The 17,563-nt window shown below is 63.2% G+C and carries 13 protein-coding genes and 2 pseudogenes; 2 read left to right on the top strand and 13 right to left on the bottom strand.

Annotated features, from left to right (window positions below):
- Nucleotides 1–5 precede the first annotated feature (5 nt).
- From OKW38_RS34280 to OKW38_RS34260, 5 genes and pseudogenes are all read right to left on the bottom strand, one after another.
- Nucleotides 6–1,970 carry a beta-galactosidase gene (locus OKW38_RS34280; protein ID WP_429365106.1) on the bottom strand — a complete coding sequence of 655 codons (1,965 nt, stop codon included), beginning with the start codon at nucleotides 1,968–1,970 and terminating at the stop codon, nucleotides 6–8.
- Between the two features lie 60 nt (nucleotides 1,971–2,030).
- The gene (locus OKW38_RS34275) at nucleotides 2,031–2,882 is read right to left on the bottom strand and encodes a carbohydrate ABC transporter permease (protein WP_429365105.1); all 852 of its coding nucleotides are present in this window, start codon (nucleotides 2,880–2,882) and stop codon (nucleotides 2,031–2,033) included.
- Between the two features lie 27 nt (nucleotides 2,883–2,909).
- Nucleotides 2,910–3,815: a carbohydrate ABC transporter permease gene (locus OKW38_RS34270; RefSeq protein WP_429365104.1), complete on the bottom strand. Its 906-nt coding sequence runs from the start codon at nucleotides 3,813–3,815 to the stop codon at nucleotides 2,910–2,912.
- Between the two features lie 90 nt (nucleotides 3,816–3,905).
- Nucleotides 3,906–5,105 (bottom strand): ABC transporter substrate-binding protein, encoded by a 1,200-nt coding sequence (locus OKW38_RS34265; RefSeq protein ID WP_429365562.1) that lies wholly within the window; start codon nucleotides 5,103–5,105, stop codon nucleotides 3,906–3,908.
- A gap of 270 nt (nucleotides 5,106–5,375) precedes the next feature.
- A pseudogene (locus OKW38_RS34260) lies at nucleotides 5,376–5,603 on the bottom strand (ATP-binding cassette domain-containing protein); the annotation flags it as partial.
- A 204-nt stretch (nucleotides 5,604–5,807) separates the two neighbouring features.
- Here OKW38_RS34260 and OKW38_RS34255 point away from each other — a divergent pair.
- Entirely contained in the window at nucleotides 5,808–6,824 is a 1,017-nt protein-coding gene (locus tag OKW38_RS34255) for a LacI family DNA-binding transcriptional regulator (RefSeq protein WP_429365103.1), read from the top strand.
- A 4-nt stretch (nucleotides 6,825–6,828) separates the two neighbouring features.
- Here the strand turns inward: OKW38_RS34255 and OKW38_RS34250 are convergent, their stop codons facing one another.
- From OKW38_RS34250 to OKW38_RS34240, 3 genes are read right to left on the bottom strand one after another with little or no spacing between them, the layout of a single operon-like run.
- A complete protein-coding gene (locus OKW38_RS34250) occupies nucleotides 6,829–7,830 on the bottom strand; it encodes a 4-hydroxythreonine-4-phosphate dehydrogenase PdxA (protein ID WP_429365102.1) in 1,002 nt (333 codons plus the stop codon).
- Nucleotides 7,831–7,853: 23 nt separating this feature from the next.
- Nucleotides 7,854–9,029 carry an L-rhamnonate dehydratase gene (locus OKW38_RS34245; protein WP_429365101.1) on the bottom strand — a complete coding sequence of 392 codons (1,176 nt, stop codon included), beginning with the start codon at nucleotides 9,027–9,029 and terminating at the stop codon, nucleotides 7,854–7,856.
- A gap of 31 nt (nucleotides 9,030–9,060) precedes the next feature.
- The gene (locus tag OKW38_RS34240) at nucleotides 9,061–10,401 is read right to left on the bottom strand and encodes an MFS transporter (RefSeq protein ID WP_429365100.1); all 1,341 of its coding nucleotides are present in this window, start codon (nucleotides 10,399–10,401) and stop codon (nucleotides 9,061–9,063) included.
- A 137-nt stretch (nucleotides 10,402–10,538) separates the two neighbouring features.
- Here OKW38_RS34240 and OKW38_RS34235 point away from each other — a divergent pair, with 137 nt between their 5' ends.
- Nucleotides 10,539–11,474, top strand: a complete 936-nt coding sequence (locus OKW38_RS34235) for a LysR family transcriptional regulator (protein WP_429365099.1) — start codon at nucleotides 10,539–10,541, stop codon at nucleotides 11,472–11,474.
- On the opposite strand, the pseudogene OKW38_RS34230 reads toward OKW38_RS34235, so the two are convergent.
- The 5 genes and pseudogenes from OKW38_RS34230 to OKW38_RS34210 all read right to left on the bottom strand — a co-directional run bounded on the left by OKW38_RS34230 (nucleotide 11,449) and on the right by OKW38_RS34210 (nucleotide 17,448).
- A pseudogene (locus tag OKW38_RS34230) lies at nucleotides 11,449–12,787 on the bottom strand (MFS transporter). The gene OKW38_RS34235 and the pseudogene OKW38_RS34230 overlap by 26 nt on opposite strands.
- 256 nt (nucleotides 12,788–13,043) lie before the next feature.
- On the bottom strand, nucleotides 13,044–13,379 hold the full coding sequence (locus tag OKW38_RS34225; protein WP_090809188.1) for a hypothetical protein: 336 nt from the start codon (nucleotides 13,377–13,379) through the stop codon (nucleotides 13,044–13,046).
- A 36-nt stretch (nucleotides 13,380–13,415) separates the two neighbouring features.
- Nucleotides 13,416–14,501: a sugar-transfer associated ATP-grasp domain-containing protein gene (locus OKW38_RS34220; protein WP_090809186.1), complete on the bottom strand. Its 1,086-nt coding sequence runs from the start codon at nucleotides 14,499–14,501 to the stop codon at nucleotides 13,416–13,418.
- A gap of 2 nt (nucleotides 14,502–14,503) precedes the next feature.
- The gene (locus OKW38_RS34215; protein ID WP_090809184.1) at nucleotides 14,504–15,886 is read right to left on the bottom strand and encodes an undecaprenyl-phosphate glucose phosphotransferase; all 1,383 of its coding nucleotides are present in this window, start codon (nucleotides 15,884–15,886) and stop codon (nucleotides 14,504–14,506) included.
- A 41-nt stretch (nucleotides 15,887–15,927) separates the two neighbouring features.
- Entirely contained in the window at nucleotides 15,928–17,448 is a 1,521-nt protein-coding gene (locus OKW38_RS34210; protein ID WP_090809182.1) for a mannose-1-phosphate guanylyltransferase/mannose-6-phosphate isomerase, read from the bottom strand.
- Between the last annotated feature and the right edge of the window lie 115 nt (nucleotides 17,449–17,563).

The following is a 17,563-nucleotide window of genomic DNA, read 5'->3' as shown; positions in this document are numbered from 1 at the left end:
CCAGGTCACGCGTCTTTCCACGCGCAGACGTCGCCGGTATTCAGGCGCGGCTCGCCGAGCACGAACGTCGCATTGCGCGGTGCTGGCGCCTGCACCGGTTGCGCGCCGAAATTGAATGCGAAGGTCAAGCCGCCGCGGCGGCGCAGCCGCAGTCCATCGGCGAGTACCTGCGTATCGAGGCCCGCGTCGCGCGCCGCCTGCCGCAACAGCGTGCGATGCAGTTCATGCGACAGCCAGCCGGCCACATAGCGCACGTTGCCGTGCTTCAGCAGCGCGGGCCAGGCATCGTCGAAGCGCGCGGCAATGCGTGTCTTGCCATTGGCGCGCACATGCTCGCGCCAGTGCAGCGCGTGACCCTCGGTGCCGTCGATCGACAGCGCGGGCGCGAGCGTCGAGCGCAGCGTTTCGACTTCGAGCACCTGGATCGGCAGCGCGCGCTGCAACGCGCCGGGCGGCAGATTGCCGGGAATCGCGAACGCGTCGGTTTTCGAGCCGCTGCGTGGGCCGAACACCCATTGCGCGTTCGAACGCGCGATCTGCTCGACGAGCGCGGCGTCGATCACCGCGAGACTCGGCACCACGACTAGCTGGTAGCGCGAAAGATCTGCCCGGCTCGACACGATATCGACATCGAGCCCGAGTTCGCGCAGCGACTCGTAGTAGTCGAACGCGAGCGTCTGGTAGTCGAAGCCCTTGCCGTGACGCTGGATTTCGAACATCCACTGCGTCTCGTAGTCGAATACCAGCGCGGTGGCCGCGCGCGCGGGCGCGGCGAGCGTCGACAGCGCCGTACTGCCCGCGATCTCACGCGCGGCCCGTTGCACCTCGAGACCGCCCGGCGACAGTTCGTCGTTCGGCAGATTGAGCCCGGAATGCATCTGCTCCTGCGCATACGGGCACTGACGCCAACGGAAATACGACACCAGCTCCGCGCCATGCGCGAACGCCTCGTACGCCCATAGCCGCACCATGCCCGGCGCCGGAATCGGATTGCACGACGCCCAGTTCACCGGACCGGCCTGCTGCTCCATCACCCAGAAGCGCCCGCCGCCAATGCCCCGGTAGCGGTCGTGATCGAACGCGGACACGTCGGGATGTCCGGTACGCGCGAAGCGCGCCTTCTGCTCCTCCGGCAACGCGATCGACTCAGTGCGCGCAACCGGATAGCTGTCCCATGCGGCGACGTCGATCGCGTTGTCGGCGGCGAAGCGATAGTGATCGAAGGTCGTGAAAAAGCCCATGAAGTTGTGCAGCAGATCCGCGTTCGGCGCATGCTCGCGCAACACCTCGATCTGCTCGCGATGGAAGCTCGCCACCTCGTCGGACATGAAGCGGCGAAAGTCGAGCAGATGGATCGGATTGGCGTCGGTGGGTGTCAGCGTCGGCAGCCCGATCGCGTCGAACGACGGGTACTCCATGCTCCAGAACACGTTGCCCCACGCGTCGTTCAACGCGCCGATCGTTGCGTAGCGCCGCTGCAGCCACGCGTGAAAGCGCTGCAACGCCGCGGCCGAATAGCTCGGCACCGTGTCGTGGCAGCCGAGTTCGTTATCGGTCTGCCATGCGACGATCGACGGATGCCGGCCATAGCGCGTCGCCATCGCGGTGACGATGCGCACGCATTCGCGCCGGTACGTGTCGCTCGAAATATCGTAGTGACGCCGCGAGCCGAAACGCCAGCGCGCGCCGTCCGCGCGCACCGGCAACACGTCCGGATGCGCGTCGACGAGCCACTTCGGCGGCGACGCGCTCGGCGTGCCGAGCACGAGTTTCAAGCCCGCTTTCGCGAGCGTTTCGACCGCTTCGTCGAGCCATTGCCAGTCAAATTCGCCGGCGCGCGGCTCCATACGGCTCCACGCGAATTCAGCGATCCGCACATGCGTGATGCCGAGTTCGACCATACGTTGCGCGTCGTCGGCCCATATCGCGCGCGGCCATTGTTCCGGGTAGTAGCAGACACCAAGTTGCATGTGAAAGTCTCGTGGTGAGTTGACGTCGAGCCGTCGTTTCAATCGTGTTTCAAGCGCCGTTTATCCCTTGCTCGCCCCGAAGGTCAGTCCGGCGACGAAGTGCCTTTGCATGCCGAAGAACATCAGCACCGAAGGCAACGCGGCCAGCACCGAGCCCGCCGCGACGAGGTTCCACGCGGTCGTCCACTGCCCTTTCAGCGCGGCGACGCCCACCGTGATCGGCGCGGCGTCGTCGCCTTGCGTGAGGCACAGCGCCCAGAAGTAGTCGTTCCACACGAACGTGAACACGAGGATCGCGAGCGCGGCGAGCGCGGGGCGGATCAGCGGCAGCACGATGCGCAGATAGATCGTCCACTCGTCCGCGCCTTCGACGCGCGCGGCCTCGATCATCTCGAACGGCAGTTGCTTGATGAAGTTGCGCAGAAACAAGGTGCAGAAGCCGGTCTGAAACGACACATGAAAGATCACCAGCGCCCACACGGTGTTGAACAGGCCGAACTTCAGCGCCATGTCGCGCACTGGAATCATCAGGATCTGGATCGGCACGAAATTGCCGGCGACGAACGCGAACAGCACGGCCGTGTTGCCCGGAAAGCGATACGTCGCCAACGCGAAGCCCGCCATCGACGCGAGCACGATCGCGCCGATCACCGACGGCACCGTAATCAGCACGCTATTGGCGAAGTAATGCAGCATCGGCGTTTGCGTGAGCGCGGTGCCGTAGTTCTCCAGCAACGCGAAGTGTTTCGGCCACGTCCAGTAGTCGCCTTGCGACAATTCATCCGTCGAGCGGATCGAGGTCAGCAGCACGGCGAGCATCGGCAGCAGCCAGATAAACAGCGCCAGCGGCAGCGAGGCCTTGTAAAGCGTGCGATTCAGCGGTTTCCAGCGTTCGACGGGAAGCGGATACATGACCGGGTACTCCTGACGTTCAGAGAATCAGCGTTCCTCGCGCAACATGCGGCGCAGATGGAACACGATATAGACGAGCATGATCGCGAACAGCACGACCGCAATCGCGGCGGAATAGCCTTCGCGGTAGTACTTGATCGCCTGGTCGTACATGAAATAGGCGAGCACGGTGGAACTGTCGAACGGACCGCCGCCACTCATCACCGCGATCAGATCGAAGCTGCGCAGTGCGCCGATCACGGTCAGCACCACCGCCATGAAGGTGGCGGGCCGCAATTGCGGGAGGATCACGTGCCACAGCAGTCGCAGCCCTTGCGCGCCTTCCATGCGCGCGGCCTCGACCACCTCGGGATTGATGCCGGTGAGCCCGGTCAGATACAGGATCATGCAGAACGGCGCCTGCGGCCACAGCGCGGCGAAGATGATGCCGAACGTGACCGTATGCGGATCGCCGAGCACCGGAATGCCACGGCCGACGATCAGCCGCAGCAGCCCGAACGTCGGATCGTAGAACCAACTGAATACGAGGCCGACCACGACGCCCGACAGCACGAACGGCGCGAAAAACAGCGACTTCACGACGCGCATGCCGCGCACCTGCTGGTTCAGATACAGCGCGAACAGCAGACCGAGAGGCGGCGCGAGTAGAAACAGCGCGAGCCAGATCAGGTTGTTCTTCAGCGCCGTATAGAACGTATCGGACTGAAACAGCTCGACGTAATTGGCGAGACCGGCGAAGGTCTTCGGCGTCATGCCGTCCCAGTGGTAGAAGCTCAGCGAAATGCTGCTGATGATCGGATAGATCACGCACAGCGCGAACAACGCGCAGCCCGGCAGCAGAAAGAAAAACGCGGCGCGATGCTGATGACGGCGCGTCGTCGAGACGCGACGGTGCCGCGCCACGGGCAGGCGGCGCGCTGCGGTATGAGACATGGAACGGCCTCGTCGGAAATCGAAGGCGGAATTGGGACCCGCAAGGGGACCCGCAAGCCGGCCGCGCTCAGGCGGCCGGCGCGGCGGGACTTACTTCTGGTAGATGCGCTTGCGCGTCGCTTCGAGATGAGCGAGCACGCTGTCGAGTTGCGACGGATCGCTGTAGAACTGCTGCATGGCCTTCATGCCTTCGTCGGCCATTTCCTTCTGCATATCGCGATCGTAGAACTGCGCGATGCCGCCCTTCGTGTTCGCGAGCGTCTGGAAGCCGACCTTCGAGATCGCGTCCTCAGGCGCCGCCGCCTGGCTGTTCGACGGCAACTGTCCCCAGCCCTTCGCGAGTTCGGCGTTGATTTTCGGCGTCTCCATGAACGCGAGCAGCTTGCGCGCGTCGGCCTTGTTTTTCGCCTTCGCCGGAATCAGCAGCACGTTGACGGGGCCGTCCTCGGCCATCGGCACGTTCGCGTCGAGCACCGGAAAGCGGAAGAAGCCGATCTGGTCCTTGATCGACGGCGGGAAGCTCGCCGAGAAGAACGTGCCCATCAGCATCATCGCGGCTTTGCCGTTGTTGAGGATCGGGCCGATCGAATCGACGTCGTACGACAGCGCATTGTCGATAAAGTCGTGATTGTCGAGCAGCGTCTTCCACGTCGTGTAGACCTTCTTCACGCGCGGATCGGTGTACGGAATTTCGCCGGCCATCAGCTTCTGATGGAACTCGTTGCCGTTGATGCGCAGATCGAGGTAGTCGAACCAGGCGGCCAGCGTCCAGCTGTCGCGTGCGGCCACCGCGATCGGCGCGACGCCGATCGCCTTCAGCTTCTTGTTGGCTTCGAGCAGTTCGTCCCACGTTTTCGGCTCGCTCCTGATGCCGGCCTTCTCGAACAGATCCTTGCGATAGAAGAAGCCGTACGCGTCATAGCCGAGCGGTGCCGCATACTGCCTGCCCTTGTAAGTCGACGCGTCCTTGACCGACGCATACTGCTGCGACCAGCCGTTCTTCGCCCAGTCCGAGCTCAGATCTTCGAGCAGACCACGTTGCGCGTAATAAGCCATCCGCTCGCCGTCGTGCCACGAGACGACGTCGGGTGGATCGGTGGCGAGCCAGCCGCCCATCTGCACCTTGTAGGCTTCCTCGGTCACGTAGGTGATTTTCAGGTCGATGTCGGGATTGGCTTTCTTGAACTGGTCGAACGCATCCTGCCAGGTCGAGCGCTGATTACCGCGCGCCGATACGTTGACGTTCAGCGTGGCCGCGTCGACCGCGGCGCTGCCGAGCGCGCCGGCCATCACGGCGGCGGCGATCGACACCTGTGCGAAACGGCGAAGGCGAAGAGCAATCATCTATGTCTCCTTGTCTACCTTGTTGACCGGCGACGCAGCGTGGCCGGCGATGTAACCCGCTCTATGGCGGAATTCAGTCTGACGAACCGTTCAAGCAGGTCCGCCGTCGACGATCGTTCAGGCGGCCGCGCGTTCCGGCTCGAACGTGCTACGCCGCAGCGCGAGTCCCTGTTCGTCGAACAGATGACAGGCAGCGGGCGGAACATGGACGCGGATGCGCTCGGCGGCCGGCCCGTCGTTGACGAGGCGGCCACCGATATGCAGCTCGCCTTCGCTGAGGTCTTCGAGACCGGCGATCATCCGTAATAAGGTCGACTTGCCGCAGCCCGAGGGGCCGAGAAACACGCAGAATTCATGCTGCGCGATCTCGAGATTCACGCGCCGGATCACCGGCGTATGGTCGCCGTAGGCCTTTTGCACATCGCTCAAACGAATCGTCGCCATGCTGTCTCCGCCTTGATTTAACCGCTTAAATTTTGGCCGAAATAAAACGCCCTGGCCTTGTGCCGGCGGCATTTAATCGCTTAAATTCGAGTTCGACGGATAAAGTCATGGTGGGTGTCTCCGTTACGTTTTTGAGAAAGTTAGCAATGTCGCAGGCCGTTTGCAACATTTGAATTGACCTCCCTAAATATGGGATAACCCGACATGGTCACGTTGTCCGAAGTCGCAAAACGCGCGCAGGTTACCGCCGCCACGGTCTCCAACGTGCTGCGCAATCGCGAGAAAGTCCGCCCTGAAACGGCTGAGCGCGTGCTGCAGGCGATCGCCGAGCTCGGCTATCGGCCGAACCTGAATGCGCGCGCGCTCGCCGAAGGCCGTTCGTCGACGCTCGCGCTCATGCTGTCGAACATCTCGAACCCGTTTTACCCGGAGTTCGTGCTCGCCGCCGAGCGCGCGGCGCGCAAGGCCGGCCACTTCCTGATGGTCTGCAATACCGACGACGATGCCGAAATCGGCCGCGCATATCTAAACCAGATTGCCGGCACGCTCGCCGACGGCGTGCTCGTGATGAACACGGACATCACGATCAACGACCTGTGCGCGTCGGCGACGCATAGCGCGCCGATTCTGCTCGCCATGTGGGAGCACCCCGAGTCGCCGCCCGAGCTACCGTGCATCGCAGTCGACTTCGCGCGTGCCGGCGAGCTGGCCGCGGGGCATCTGCTCGGGCTCGGCCATCGCGAGATCGGCTTGCTGATCGGCGACGGCTGCGGCGGTTTGCAGGACGCGCGCTCGAACGGCTTTCGCGCCGCGATGCGCATGGCCGGCATCGAAGCCGATGCGGCCGCCGTGCTGCAGATTCGCGACTCGATCGACGCCGGCTTCGCCGCCTGCATGGAACTGATGGCGAACCGCCCGCAACTGAGCGCGATCTTCGCGACCAACGACCTGCTCGCGATCGGCGCGATCCAGGCGTTGATCACGCTCGGCCGCTCGGTGCCCGACGACGTGTCGGTGATCGGCATCACCGACATTCAGCTCGCGCATCAGGTGCATCCGGCGCTGACCACGGTCGCGATTCAAACTGCGGCCGTCGCGGAGTTGTCGATCAAGAGCCTGATCCGTTTGATCCAGACGCCGGAGCGGCAGCCGTCGATGGTGCTCGGGCCACCGCCCGAGCTCGTGGTGCGCGCCTCGACCGGGCCGCGCAGGAAACGCTGACGCGTTAGTTCACGCGCTCGGTCGCCATCCGCGTGACGATGTCGAACGCCTTCTGCGTCGCGCCGACGTCGGCCTTGCCCTGGCCGTGGATGTCGAACGCGGTGCCGTGCGCGGGCGTCGCGACCGGAATCGGCAAGCCGCCGTGCACGGTCACGCCGCGCCAGAAACCCATCAGCTTCATCGCGATCTGGCCTTGATCGTGGTACATCGTGACGACGCCGTCGAAGGCCTTCTGGTCGCGCGCGCGCACGAAGATCGTGTCGGCGGGAAACGGTCCCTGCGCGTCGTAGCCGAGCTCGCGCGCGGCCTCGACGGCCGGCGCGATCACGTCGATCTCCTCGCGGCCGAACGCGCCGTTGTCGCCGTTGTGCGGATTGAAACCGCATACCGCGATACGCGGCTGCGGATGGCCGGCTCGCTTCAGGCCTTCGTGAATCAGCCGCACCGCGCCGACGATGCGCTCCTCCGACAACTTCGCGCTGACGTCCTTCAACGCCATATGCGAGGTCACGCGCGAAGTCCATAGCTCGTCGAGCACGTTGAACTCGCAGAAGCTGCCCGTGTAGCCGAGCTGCTTCGCGAACCACTCCATCTCGTCGCCGGTTTCCATGCCGGCCAGATGCAGCGAGGTCTTGTTGACCGGCGCGAACAGCATGCCTTGGGTGACGTTGCTTTGCGTCAGCGCGAGCGCGTGCCTGAACGCGGCGAGACTATAGCGGCCGCCGTGTTCGGTCGCCACCGCACGCTCGAAAGCTTGATCGCCGGGCAGACGGAAATCGATCAGCGACGGCACGCCCTCGCGTTGAAACGCGGCATGCGCATCTTCGACCACGTCGTAATCGAAGCGCTGCTGCGCGATCTTCATGCCGGTTTCGAGCTCGCGCCGGTCGCCGATGATCAGCAGCTCCGCGCGCGCGCGGTTCGCCCGCTGCGCGAACAGGCGCGCGATCAGCTCGGGACCGATACCGGCGGGGTCGCCAAGAAGGACTGCGATGCGTGGCTTCATATGCTCTCCTCGGATCGGTCCACTCATTCGACGATGTTGAAGTCGGCAAGATACTTGTCGCTCAACTTGATGCCAAGACCCGGCACGTCGTCCGACAGTTGCAGATAGCCATTTTCCGGCTGCGGCTCGCCTTCGAAGATGTAGTAGAACAATTCGTTGCCAACTTCGACATCGAACACCGGGAAGAACTCCGACATCGGGCTCGCGGTGCTCGACATCGTCAGATGATAGTTGTGCATCTGTCCCGCATGCGGAATCACCGGCACCGACCACGCTTCGGCCATCGCGTTGATCTTGCGCGCCGCCGTGATCCCGCCCACGCGATTCGTGTCGTACTGGATCACGTCGATCGCGCGGCGTTCGAGCAGATCCTTGAAGCCATAGCTCGTGAACTCATGCTCGCCACCCGACACCGGCATCAGGTTCATCTTCTTCAACTCCTGATAGCCTTCCATGTCGTCGCCGATCACCGGCTCCTCGATCCAGCGTGGATTGAATTCGGCGAGGCGCGGCAGCATTCTGCGCGCGTATTCGAGCGTCCAGCCCATATAGCATTCGAGCATGATGTCGACTTCGTCGCCGACCAGTTCACGCAACAGACGCACCTGTTCGATGTTCTTCGCCATGCCTTTCGGGCCGTCTTTCGGACCGTAGCCGAAGCGCATCTTCATCGCGGTGAAGCCGCTTTCCAGATAGCTTTCCGCTTCGCCGAGGAAAGCGTCGCGATCATCGTTGTTGTAAAGCTTCGATGCATAGCACCAGATCTTTTCTTTCGTGCGCCCGCCGAGCAGCTTGAACACCGGCTTTTTCACGGCCTTGCCCATGATGTCCCACAGCGCGATATCGATCGCGGAGATCGCCGCCATGCCGATGCCTTTGCGGCCCCACGCGAGCGTGCGGCGATACATCTTCTGCCAGATGTATTCGTTGTCGAACGGGTCTTCGCCGATCGCGATCGGCGCGAGGTATTCGTCGATGATCTGCTTCGCGATGCGCGGCGCGAGCGCGCAATTTCCGATGCCCACGGTGCCGTCGTCGCATTCGACTTCGACGACGAGCCAGCCGTGAAAGCGGAACGACCCCATCGCATCGCCACGCTCGTACAGAATATCGACCGCGTTCGTGCAGAAATGCGCTTGCGGCGGCACGACTTTGCCTTTCCACTCGAAAACACGCGTTCGGATATGCTTGATTTTCATGTTCGACGATTTCCTTCAGAGAATCAGAGAGTCAGTGGCCCGGGCGTTCGCCGAGCGGGCCGCTGCGATGAGAGACGGAATGGGAGGCGGCAGGGGCGAAGCGGAACGTCAGCAGCAGCAATGCGCCGATCAGTCCGACCACCGCGAGCGAGAACATACCCGCCTGCGAAGAGCCGATCGCGCGCTCGGCCAGCCCCTTCAGATTCGGCGCGACGAAGCCGCCCAGATTGCCGATCGAATTGATCAACGCGATGCCGCCCGCGGCCGCGGCGCCGCCCAGGTAACCGGTGGGCAGCGTCCAGAACAATGGCTGCACGCAGACGAAACCGATGGCGGCGAAACAGAAGGCGGCAATCGCAAGCGTGACCGACGACGTCATCGCCGACGCGGCAATGCCGAACGCCGCGAGCGCGAGCATCGCCGCGGCCCAGACACGGTGATGACCGTGGCGATCGGCGTAGCGCGTCACCCAGAACGTGCCGATGATCGCGGCGATCCACGGAATCGCTGTCAGCATTCCGACCTCGACGCCGACATGGCCGCCGCTTGCGAGCCCGGCGATGCGGGTTGGCAGATAGAACACGACGCCATACACGCTCATCTGCACCGCGAAGTAGATCAGGCCGCAGAACAGTACGCGCGAATCGCGCAGCGCCGCGAGCACCGAAGCCGGACCATGCGCGAGCTTCTGGCGGTCTTCCTGGCGCAACGCGTGATCGAGCGCGTCACGCTCTTCGGCATCGAGCCAGTGCGCCTGCACGGGCCGGTCGGTCAGATAGAAGTAAGCGACGACACCCACCACCGACGCCGCCAGCCCTTCGACCACAAACAGCAATTGCCACGGATGCATGCCGAACGGATTGCCCGCATCGAGCAGCAGACCCGAGATCGGGCTGCCGAGCAGGAGCGCGAGCGGGAAGCCGAAATAGAACATGCCCATCGTCTGCGAGCGCGTTTTCGCGGGAAACCAGTTCGACAGGAACAGGATGATGCCGGGAAAGAAACCGGCTTCGGCGATGCCGAGCAGCGTGCGCAGCACATAGAAGCTCGTGGCGCTGTCGACGAAGGCGGTGCACGCGGACACGATGCCCCACGTGACCATGATGCGGCTCATCCAGATGCGCGCGCCGAAGCGGTACATCAGCAGGTTGCTCGGTACTTCGAACACCGCATAGCCGACGAAGAAAATGCCGGCGCCGAACGCGAACGCCGCGTCGCTCAAGCCCGTGTCGGCCTGCAGCACGTTTTTCGCGAAGCCGACGTTCGCGCGGTCGATGAACGCGAGTACGTACATCAGGATCAGAAAAGGCAGCAGCCTCGTGCGCGCTTTGGTAATCGCGCTGTCGAGCGCGGGGCTCGCAGTCATCGTCATGCGTCGTCTCCGGTTTTGTCTTGTCAACGCGAACGGCGTTGCGATTGGCCGTCCTGCGATAACCGCTAGTGTGCGAAACTATCCGATAACTGACCACTGAATAATTCGAATCGGCCGATTCGCTAAAGTTATCGCTCATGATCCCGCCCGCCTCCACCATTCGCAAACGCTTGCGCCTGCGTCATCTGCAACTGATGGTCGCGCTGTCGGAAACGGAATCGCTGCGGCGTGCCGCCGACGATCTCGCGATGACCCAGCCCGCCGCGACCAAGGCCTTGCAGGAACTGGAGGACACGCTCGGCGTATCGCTGTTCGTACGCCATGCGCGGGGCATGGAGCCGACGATCTTCGGCGAGGCCGTGATGCGCTATGCGCGCGTCGTGTTCCAGGATCTCGACGAGCTGCGCGAGCAGTTGGCCGGCATCGAGGCCGGCGACCTCGGCAAGGTGCGCATCGGCGCGGTGATGGCGCCGTCGCCCGAATTGCTGACGCACACGATCGTCAAGCTGAAGGAAGCGCACCCGCGCCTGCAGATGGCGGTCACGATCGACACCAGCGACGTGCTCGTGCAGTCGCTGCAACAGGATCAGCTCGATATCGTGATTGGCCGGATTCCCGATGGCTTTCCGGCGCTCGATCTGAGCTTCGAGACGTTGGCGGAAGAGGCGCTGTCGATCGTCGTGCGGCCCGATCATCCGGCCGCGAAAACAGGCAAACAAACGGGCACACGGCCGAAGCTCGCGGACCTCGCGCGTTATCCGTGGATCATCCAGCCGCATCCGAGCCCGATGCGCCAGGTCATCGATCAAACGTTTCGCGAGTCGCGCGTTGCGCCGCCGGTCAGCACGGTCGAGACGTCGTCGATTCTGACCACGCTGTCGTTGCTGCGCGACTCGGACATGCTCGCCGTGCTGCCGAGTTCGGTCGCGCAGTACTACGTCGCGCTCGATGCTATCGCCGCGATCGCGACGCCGCTACGCGGCCGGCTCGCACCGTATGGGCTGATTCTGCGCAGAAACCGGCGCATCACGCCGGCGATGCAACTGGTCATCGATTCGATTCGCGCGGCGTGAGGTTTTCTGCGAAGCGCAATTCGCCGCCCGCATTGATGTCCGCGAGATCCGGGTGAGCGCGAGCCGCGTCGAGCGGAATATCCGGCCGCATGAAGAAGGTCGCGACGATGCCGAGCGCGAGCAGTCCGAGCGAGCCCGCGAACGGCAGCGTCCAGCTACCCGTGCGGTCCACGATCAGGCCGAACACGATCGGCGTGAAAATCCCCGCAACCGCCGAGCCCGCATTCACGAGCCCGCTCGCGACACCGACGTGCTGCGGGCAGATGTCCATCGGCACGGCCCAGATCGGCCCGATCGTCATTTCGAGGAAGAAGAACGACAGGCTCATGCACGCTGCCATGACCGGCAGCGACTTCACGACCATCACCGGCGCGAGGAACACCAAAGCGCCGAGAAACGCGCAGATGATCACGTTGCGGCGCGCCGCGACGACGTTGCGCGTACGCTTCAACACGCGGTCGCTGAGCACGCCGCCCGCGGTATTGCCGACCACGCCGGACAGAAACACGCCCCGCGGAGAACATCGCCGAGCTTTTCAGATCGAGGCCGCGACCGTGCATGAAGAACGTGGGCAGCCAGGTGAAGAACAGCCAGCCGGTCCAGCCGTAGCAGAAGTAGACGAGCATCGTTGGTGCGATGCGTTTGAGCAGACGCCGCCACGGCGTGGGCTCGCGCGTCGCTTCGACCGCGGATTGACGGACCGGCGGCAATTGCGCTTCCTGCTCCGCGGTCATATGGCGATGCTTGCGCGGGTCGTCGGTGAAATACCATGCGTAGACCACGACCCACACGAACGTCAGCGCGCCTACCGCGAGAAACGACACCCGCCACGACGAATACGCGACCAGCAGCGCGATCAGCGGCGGCGTAATCGCATTGCCGAGCCGCGAGAACGAATGCGTGAGGCCTTGCACGAAGCCGCGCCGGTTCGACGGGAACCAGTTGGTCAGCGCCCGCGCCTGCGCGGGCAGCGCCGCGCCTTCGCCGATGCCGAGCAAAAGCCGCGCGCCGAACAGCGACGCGAGCCCGCCCGCGAGACCGGTCGCGACCGTCGCGACGATCCAGATGCTTGCGCAGGTCACGAGCGTGAGCTTCGCGCCGAAGCGGTCGCTGACCCAGCCGCCGATCACCTGGCACAGCGCGTACGTGTATGCGAACGCGGCGAACACGAGGCCGACGTTGGTATTGCTCAGATGCAGATCGTCGCGGATCAGCCCGGCCGCCGCCGACAGGTTGACGCGATCGAGATACAAGATGAACGACATCGCGCACATGAGTGCGAGAACCGCCCGGCTGACCTTGGGTCGCAGCATCGTCTCCTCCGGATTGTCGCGTGAGCCCGCGCCGATGCTCCGACGTTGGCGTCCGCTATGGCCTGTTTTGTGCGCACATTATCAGAAGCCGGGTGATAGTTGACCAATGAATTGTTTGGATACAGCGATCACTGGGGGTTATCGCTTTCATCCTTCGCCCATAGCCGAGCGTTGACTGTCAGGTGTTGCTTGGTGGCCCCGGATAGAAGGCGTGCCTCTGCCGGCCCACATAGCGCGGCGTGCCCATAGCCGCGCTTCACGCATCGTCCTTCCCCGTGCGCGCGATGCTCAGCAGTTCTCTAACGCGTCGCGCGAGATTCGACAACGGGCCGCCGGACCGCGCGACGGCCTGCTGTCTGTGTGGCATACATTGCAGATCGTGCCAGTCGTCATCGAGCGCTCTTGCGTGAGCGTCCGCGCCATACGGCCATTCGACCACCACCGCGCGCAAGCGGGCGGCGCGCGAGCTTCTGTCGGCGCGATCGATATACGCATTGATCTGCGACGCCTCGTACCGCGCCGATTCCTCCGAATCGACGGCAATGAAGTCGTTCAGTCCTTCGATATGGACGCACCATAACTGTTCGCTCACGTCGCGTCTCCTACTACGTTTTTTTGGCCTGCCCGATCAGCCCAGTGACAGCCGTGCAAACTCAGGTTCGGCCCTGAGCCGTTCCCAGTTCAGATCAGCGAAGCACGGGCCTTGCGTTGCCTCGCTGAATTTGACGTCGTTGTGCTTGCCGTTCCACTCCATCACCTTGACCTGGCCGTTCGCGTCGACCGCGAGATCCCAGCCGATGCAGCGCGCAAACGGAATCTTCCTGTGCAGGCGTAGCACGGTGGCCACGCATTTCTCGAAACATGGAATCTTCAGGCCCGCAAAGCGCGCGCCCGAGTCTGGATGCGCGTCCACCGCGGCCCAGTCGCTCATATACCCCTCGTCGCACAGTTCGCCCGTTTCGAGTTCGACCGGCACGCATATCTCGCGATCGCTCAGCACATGCGTATCGTCCGCTCTGCCGAGTCGCAAGTAGCAGGCCCGAATGGAAATGCGACCGGCCTCGTCCACCACGGTCGTGAAGCGCAATGTCGCCACCGGCTTCGCAGCAAACGTAGCGAACAGACTGTGCTGGTTGATGAACGTCTGAATCACGCCATTGCCGAGCGACCTGATGACCGCGGGGTCGAAGTTGGCACGGTCGAAGAAGTAGACACCGTTGCCCTGTCCGGAACCGTCGAGCTTGAATACGACGCGTTCGGTATGCTCGAACACGACGTCTGTCAGATCGCGCTCGGGCACCACGACGCCTTTGTCGGTAAAGAACAGCCCATTGGCAAAGTACGCGACGTCCGGCAATTCGTCGCCGTCGAAGATCAGCCGTGAAATCGGCTTGAGGCTCGAAATCTTGCCGTACCAGCCTTGCATTTGCGGCACGACGACGATGCCGTAGTAGTTGTCCGGAATCCAGCCTTCCTTGAAGGTGCCGCAAAACGCGGTATAAACGCGCAGCCAGGGTGCGTAGACCGGGTCGCCGAACACGTCTCGCGCATAGGTGTCCGCGAGCCGCAGTTTGTTCGGATCGGTCTTGCCATACCTGCTTTCGAGTCGCTCCAATATTTTTCTCGCCTGCAAGTCGTGATCGTGGTGAAAGCGGTAAAGCGAGACCCGCTTCGCAGATCGTCTTACTATGTTTTCAACTCCGGATAGCATCATGCTCAGTACGCGTTTGGATGATGAAGCCCCTTGAAAATCGTGGCCAGAATGATCTTCATGTCGAGCCAGAACGACCAGTTGCGCAGGTAGTACAGATCGTGTGCGACGCGGCCCTCCATCTTTTCCAGACGATCGGTTTCGCCGCGATAGCCGTTGATCTGCGCCCAGCCGGTAATGCCGGGTTTGATCCGATAACGGTGGATATAGCCCGATACGATGTTCTGATAGAGATCGTCGTGTTCGAGCGCATGCGGGCGCGGCCCCACCACCGACATATCGCCGCGCAGCACATTGAAGAACTGCGGTAGTTCGTCGAGACTCGTGCGGCGCAGGAACGCGCCGACGGTCGTGATGCGTGGATCGTCGCGCGTGGCCTGTTCGAGAATGCCCGGCTTCTGCTCGTGCAGGCGCATCGTGCGGAACTTGTAGATCGTAAATACGCGGCCGTCGGCGCCTTTGCGACGCTGCGTGAAGAACACCGGCCCGCGCGAACTCAGTTTGACGGCGATCGCGCAGCCCAGCAGTATCGGCGAGATCGCGATCAACGCGACGAGCGCGAACAGACGATCGAACAGGTCTTTTTGCACCAACGCCTTCGGCGGCAGCGGCGACGCGGCAAGATTGATCGTCGGCAAGCCGAGCAACTCGGTCATGCTGCCTTCGAACAGCGCAAGCGAGCGCACATCGGGCATGAAGCGCACATTGATCAGGTCGTTGCGAAACTCCGCCACCAGCTTGAGAATCGCGCGCTCCTCGGTGAGCGGCAGCGCCAGCCACACTTCGCCGATCTGCTGTTCGCGCACGTAGCGAGCGAACGCACCCTGTTCTTCGAAGACCTGCACCGACGAGCGCGGCGGAATGCAACAGCCGGGGTGCAGGTTATACAGCGCATTCGCGCGAAAGCCGGCCGCGGGCGACGTCTCGATCTTATGGATGATCTCGTCGCAATGTTCGCCGCACGCCGCCACCGCGACCTGCTGCAAGTTCATCCCCGCATGACGCATGCGCCCAAGCAACGCATGCGTGACCAGCCGGCCGGCCATCATTGCCGCGCCCGAAATGCCGGTCCAGTACACGAACCAGAGTCGCGACACGAAATCGATCCGGTGCAGCGAGAACATCAGCACCATCGCGCAGGCCTGCACGACGAGCCAGCCGAGCGCCACCTGGCTCGCCAGCACTCTCTTCGAGCGGCCACGCCACGATTGGTAGACGCCGAGCGCCGGAAAGACCGCGAGAGCGAACGCCGCGGCAAAAGCGACGAAGGCGAAATAAAAGCTCCGTTGCGAGCCGCCGTCGAAGCGGATCTGGGAGGCCGCAAATGCCCCAGCCACGATCATCGCGACGTCGAACGCTCTCGCCAGTAGACCAGTCAGCAATCGCATCACAGCCCCCTCATAGGACGTAGCACGTCGACTCCGTCGCATCAGCCACAACGCCCGTACTTGTCGTCGAAACGAACGATGTCGTCTTCGCCGAGATAAGTACCCGACTGCACCTCGATGATCTGCAGCGGCACGCGGCCCGGATTTTCGAGCCGATGGCGAACACCCAACGGGATATAGGTCGATTCGTTTTCGCCAAGAAGATACTGCTCTTGCCCGCGCGTGACGTGTGCGGTTCCACACACCACGACCCAATGCTCGGCGCGATGATGATGCATCTGCAACGACAGACGGCCGCCGGGCATCACGACGATGCGCTTCACCTGAAAGCGCTCGCCATGATCGATCGAGTCATAAAAGCCCCACGGGCGACGCACTTTTCTGTGCGCATCGGCCTCCGGCGACTTCTCGGCCCTGATCCGCGACACGAGTCCCTTGATGTCCTGCACATGCGAGCGATCCGCGACGAGCACCGCGTCGTCGGTTTCGATCACGATCATGTTGCTGGTGCCGACGCAGGCGAGAAGCCTGCCTCCTTGCGAGCGTGCGTAGGTCGCGGTGGCCCCTTCGAACAGCACGCGGCCGCTGGCCGCGTTACCGCAGTCGTCCTTCTCCATCGCTTGCCATACGGCATCCCAAGAGCCGAGATCGGACCAGCCTGCTTCGAGCGGCACCACGACGCCGGAAAACGCCGACTCCGGATTGCCAAGCTGTTCCATCACCGCATAGTCGATCGAGTCGGACGGCGATCCCAGAAACCCCTCGGCGTCCGGCATGATGCATTCTTCAGTCTTCTTCGCGTCGCGGTATGCCTGAACGCAGGCCGCGTGCATGTCCGGCTGAAACTGCTCGATGATGGAGAGCCAAACCGACGCTCGCACCACGAAGATGCCGCTATTCCACCAGTAATTGCCCGACGCGACGTACTGGGCCGCGAGTTCCGTCGCGGGCTTCTCGACGAAGCGCTCGATGCGGCGCGCGCCGTCTGGCAACGCGTCGCCGAGCCGGATATAACCGAAGCCCCTGTCGGGCCGTTCGGGCGGTACGCCTAGCGTGACGATCGCGCCGTCGCGCGCATGCCTCGCGGCGATGTCCAGCGCGTGGTGAAGCGCTTCGAGATTCGCGATCGCATGGTCGGCGGGCATTGCGACCAGAATGGCGTCTTCGTCTTCCGCGCATGCCGTCAACGCGGCAAGCGTCAATGCCGGCGCCGTATCGCGACGCGCGGGTTCGACCACGATCCGAGCGTTCACGCCGATCTCGCGCGCCTGTTCGTAAGTGGCGAAATAATGATCGGTTCCGCAGACGATCACGGGATCGGCCGCGACGTTCCATGCGCCATCAAAACCCGCCATGCGCCCCATGGTTGCTTGCAGCAAGGTCTGATTGCCGATCACGTCGATCAGTTGTTTTGGAAACTGTTCGCGCGACACCGGCCACAACCGGGTGCCGGAACCACCGGCGAGAATCACCTGCACGAGCGTCGGCAACTCCGCCTCGGCAGAATCCTGTCGTATCGTTTCGACATCCGCTGCGGCTGCTGCCGCGGTAACCTTGCCCATCGCTCACTCCTTCGCATTGAAACCGGCTCGGGAACGCGTTTCCCTCGAGGACACCGCATAACGCGGTGTGCCGCGATCCACGCAAATACCGTCTGATGTGATTTATGACAGGGCG

Source organism: Paraburkholderia sp. MM5496-R1 (assembly GCF_050436205.1).
GTDB classification, from domain to species: domain Bacteria; phylum Pseudomonadota; class Gammaproteobacteria; order Burkholderiales; family Burkholderiaceae; genus Paraburkholderia; species Paraburkholderia tuberum.
Note: the sequence above shows the minus strand (reverse complement) of the source record. Positions and strands in the feature narration are given on the sequence as shown.

What these genes read in the sequence shown, in the direction of transcription:
- OKW38_RS34270 (WP_429365104.1), bottom strand. Translation starts at nt 3,815, where the DNA reads ATGTCTCATACCGCAGCGCGCCGCCTGCCCGTGGCGCGGCACCGTCGC.
- OKW38_RS34245 (WP_429365101.1), bottom strand. Translation starts at nt 9,029, where the DNA reads ATGAAAATCAAGCATATCCGAACGCGTGTTTTCGAGTGGAAAGGCAAA.
- OKW38_RS34220 (WP_090809186.1), bottom strand. Translation starts at nt 14,501, where the DNA reads ATGATGCTATCCGGAGTTGAAAACATAGTAAGACGATCTGCGAAGCGG.
- OKW38_RS34265 (WP_429365562.1), bottom strand. Translation starts at nt 5,105, where the DNA reads ATGGCCGGCGCGCTCGGCAGCGCCGCGGTCGACGCGGCCACGCTGAAC.
- OKW38_RS34235 (WP_429365099.1), top strand. Translation starts at nt 10,539, where the DNA reads ATGATCCCGCCCGCCTCCACCATTCGCAAACGCTTGCGCCTGCGTCAT.
- OKW38_RS34240 (WP_429365100.1), bottom strand. Translation starts at nt 10,401, where the DNA reads ATGACGATGACTGCGAGCCCCGCGCTCGACAGCGCGATTACCAAAGCG.
- OKW38_RS34250 (WP_429365102.1), bottom strand. Translation starts at nt 7,830, where the DNA reads ATGAAGCCACGCATCGCAGTCCTTCTTGGCGACCCCGCCGGTATCGGT.
- OKW38_RS34280 (WP_429365106.1), bottom strand. Translation starts at nt 1,970, where the DNA reads ATGCAACTTGGTGTCTGCTACTACCCGGAACAATGGCCGCGCGCGATA.
- OKW38_RS34275 (WP_429365105.1), bottom strand. Translation starts at nt 2,882, where the DNA reads ATGTATCCGCTTCCCGTCGAACGCTGGAAACCGCTGAATCGCACGCTT.
- OKW38_RS34255 (WP_429365103.1), top strand. Translation starts at nt 5,808, where the DNA reads ATGGTCACGTTGTCCGAAGTCGCAAAACGCGCGCAGGTTACCGCCGCC.
- OKW38_RS34210 (WP_090809182.1), bottom strand. Translation starts at nt 17,448, where the DNA reads ATGGGCAAGGTTACCGCGGCAGCAGCCGCAGCGGATGTCGAAACGATA.
- OKW38_RS34215 (WP_090809184.1), bottom strand. Translation starts at nt 15,886, where the DNA reads ATGCGATTGCTGACTGGTCTACTGGCGAGAGCGTTCGACGTCGCGATG.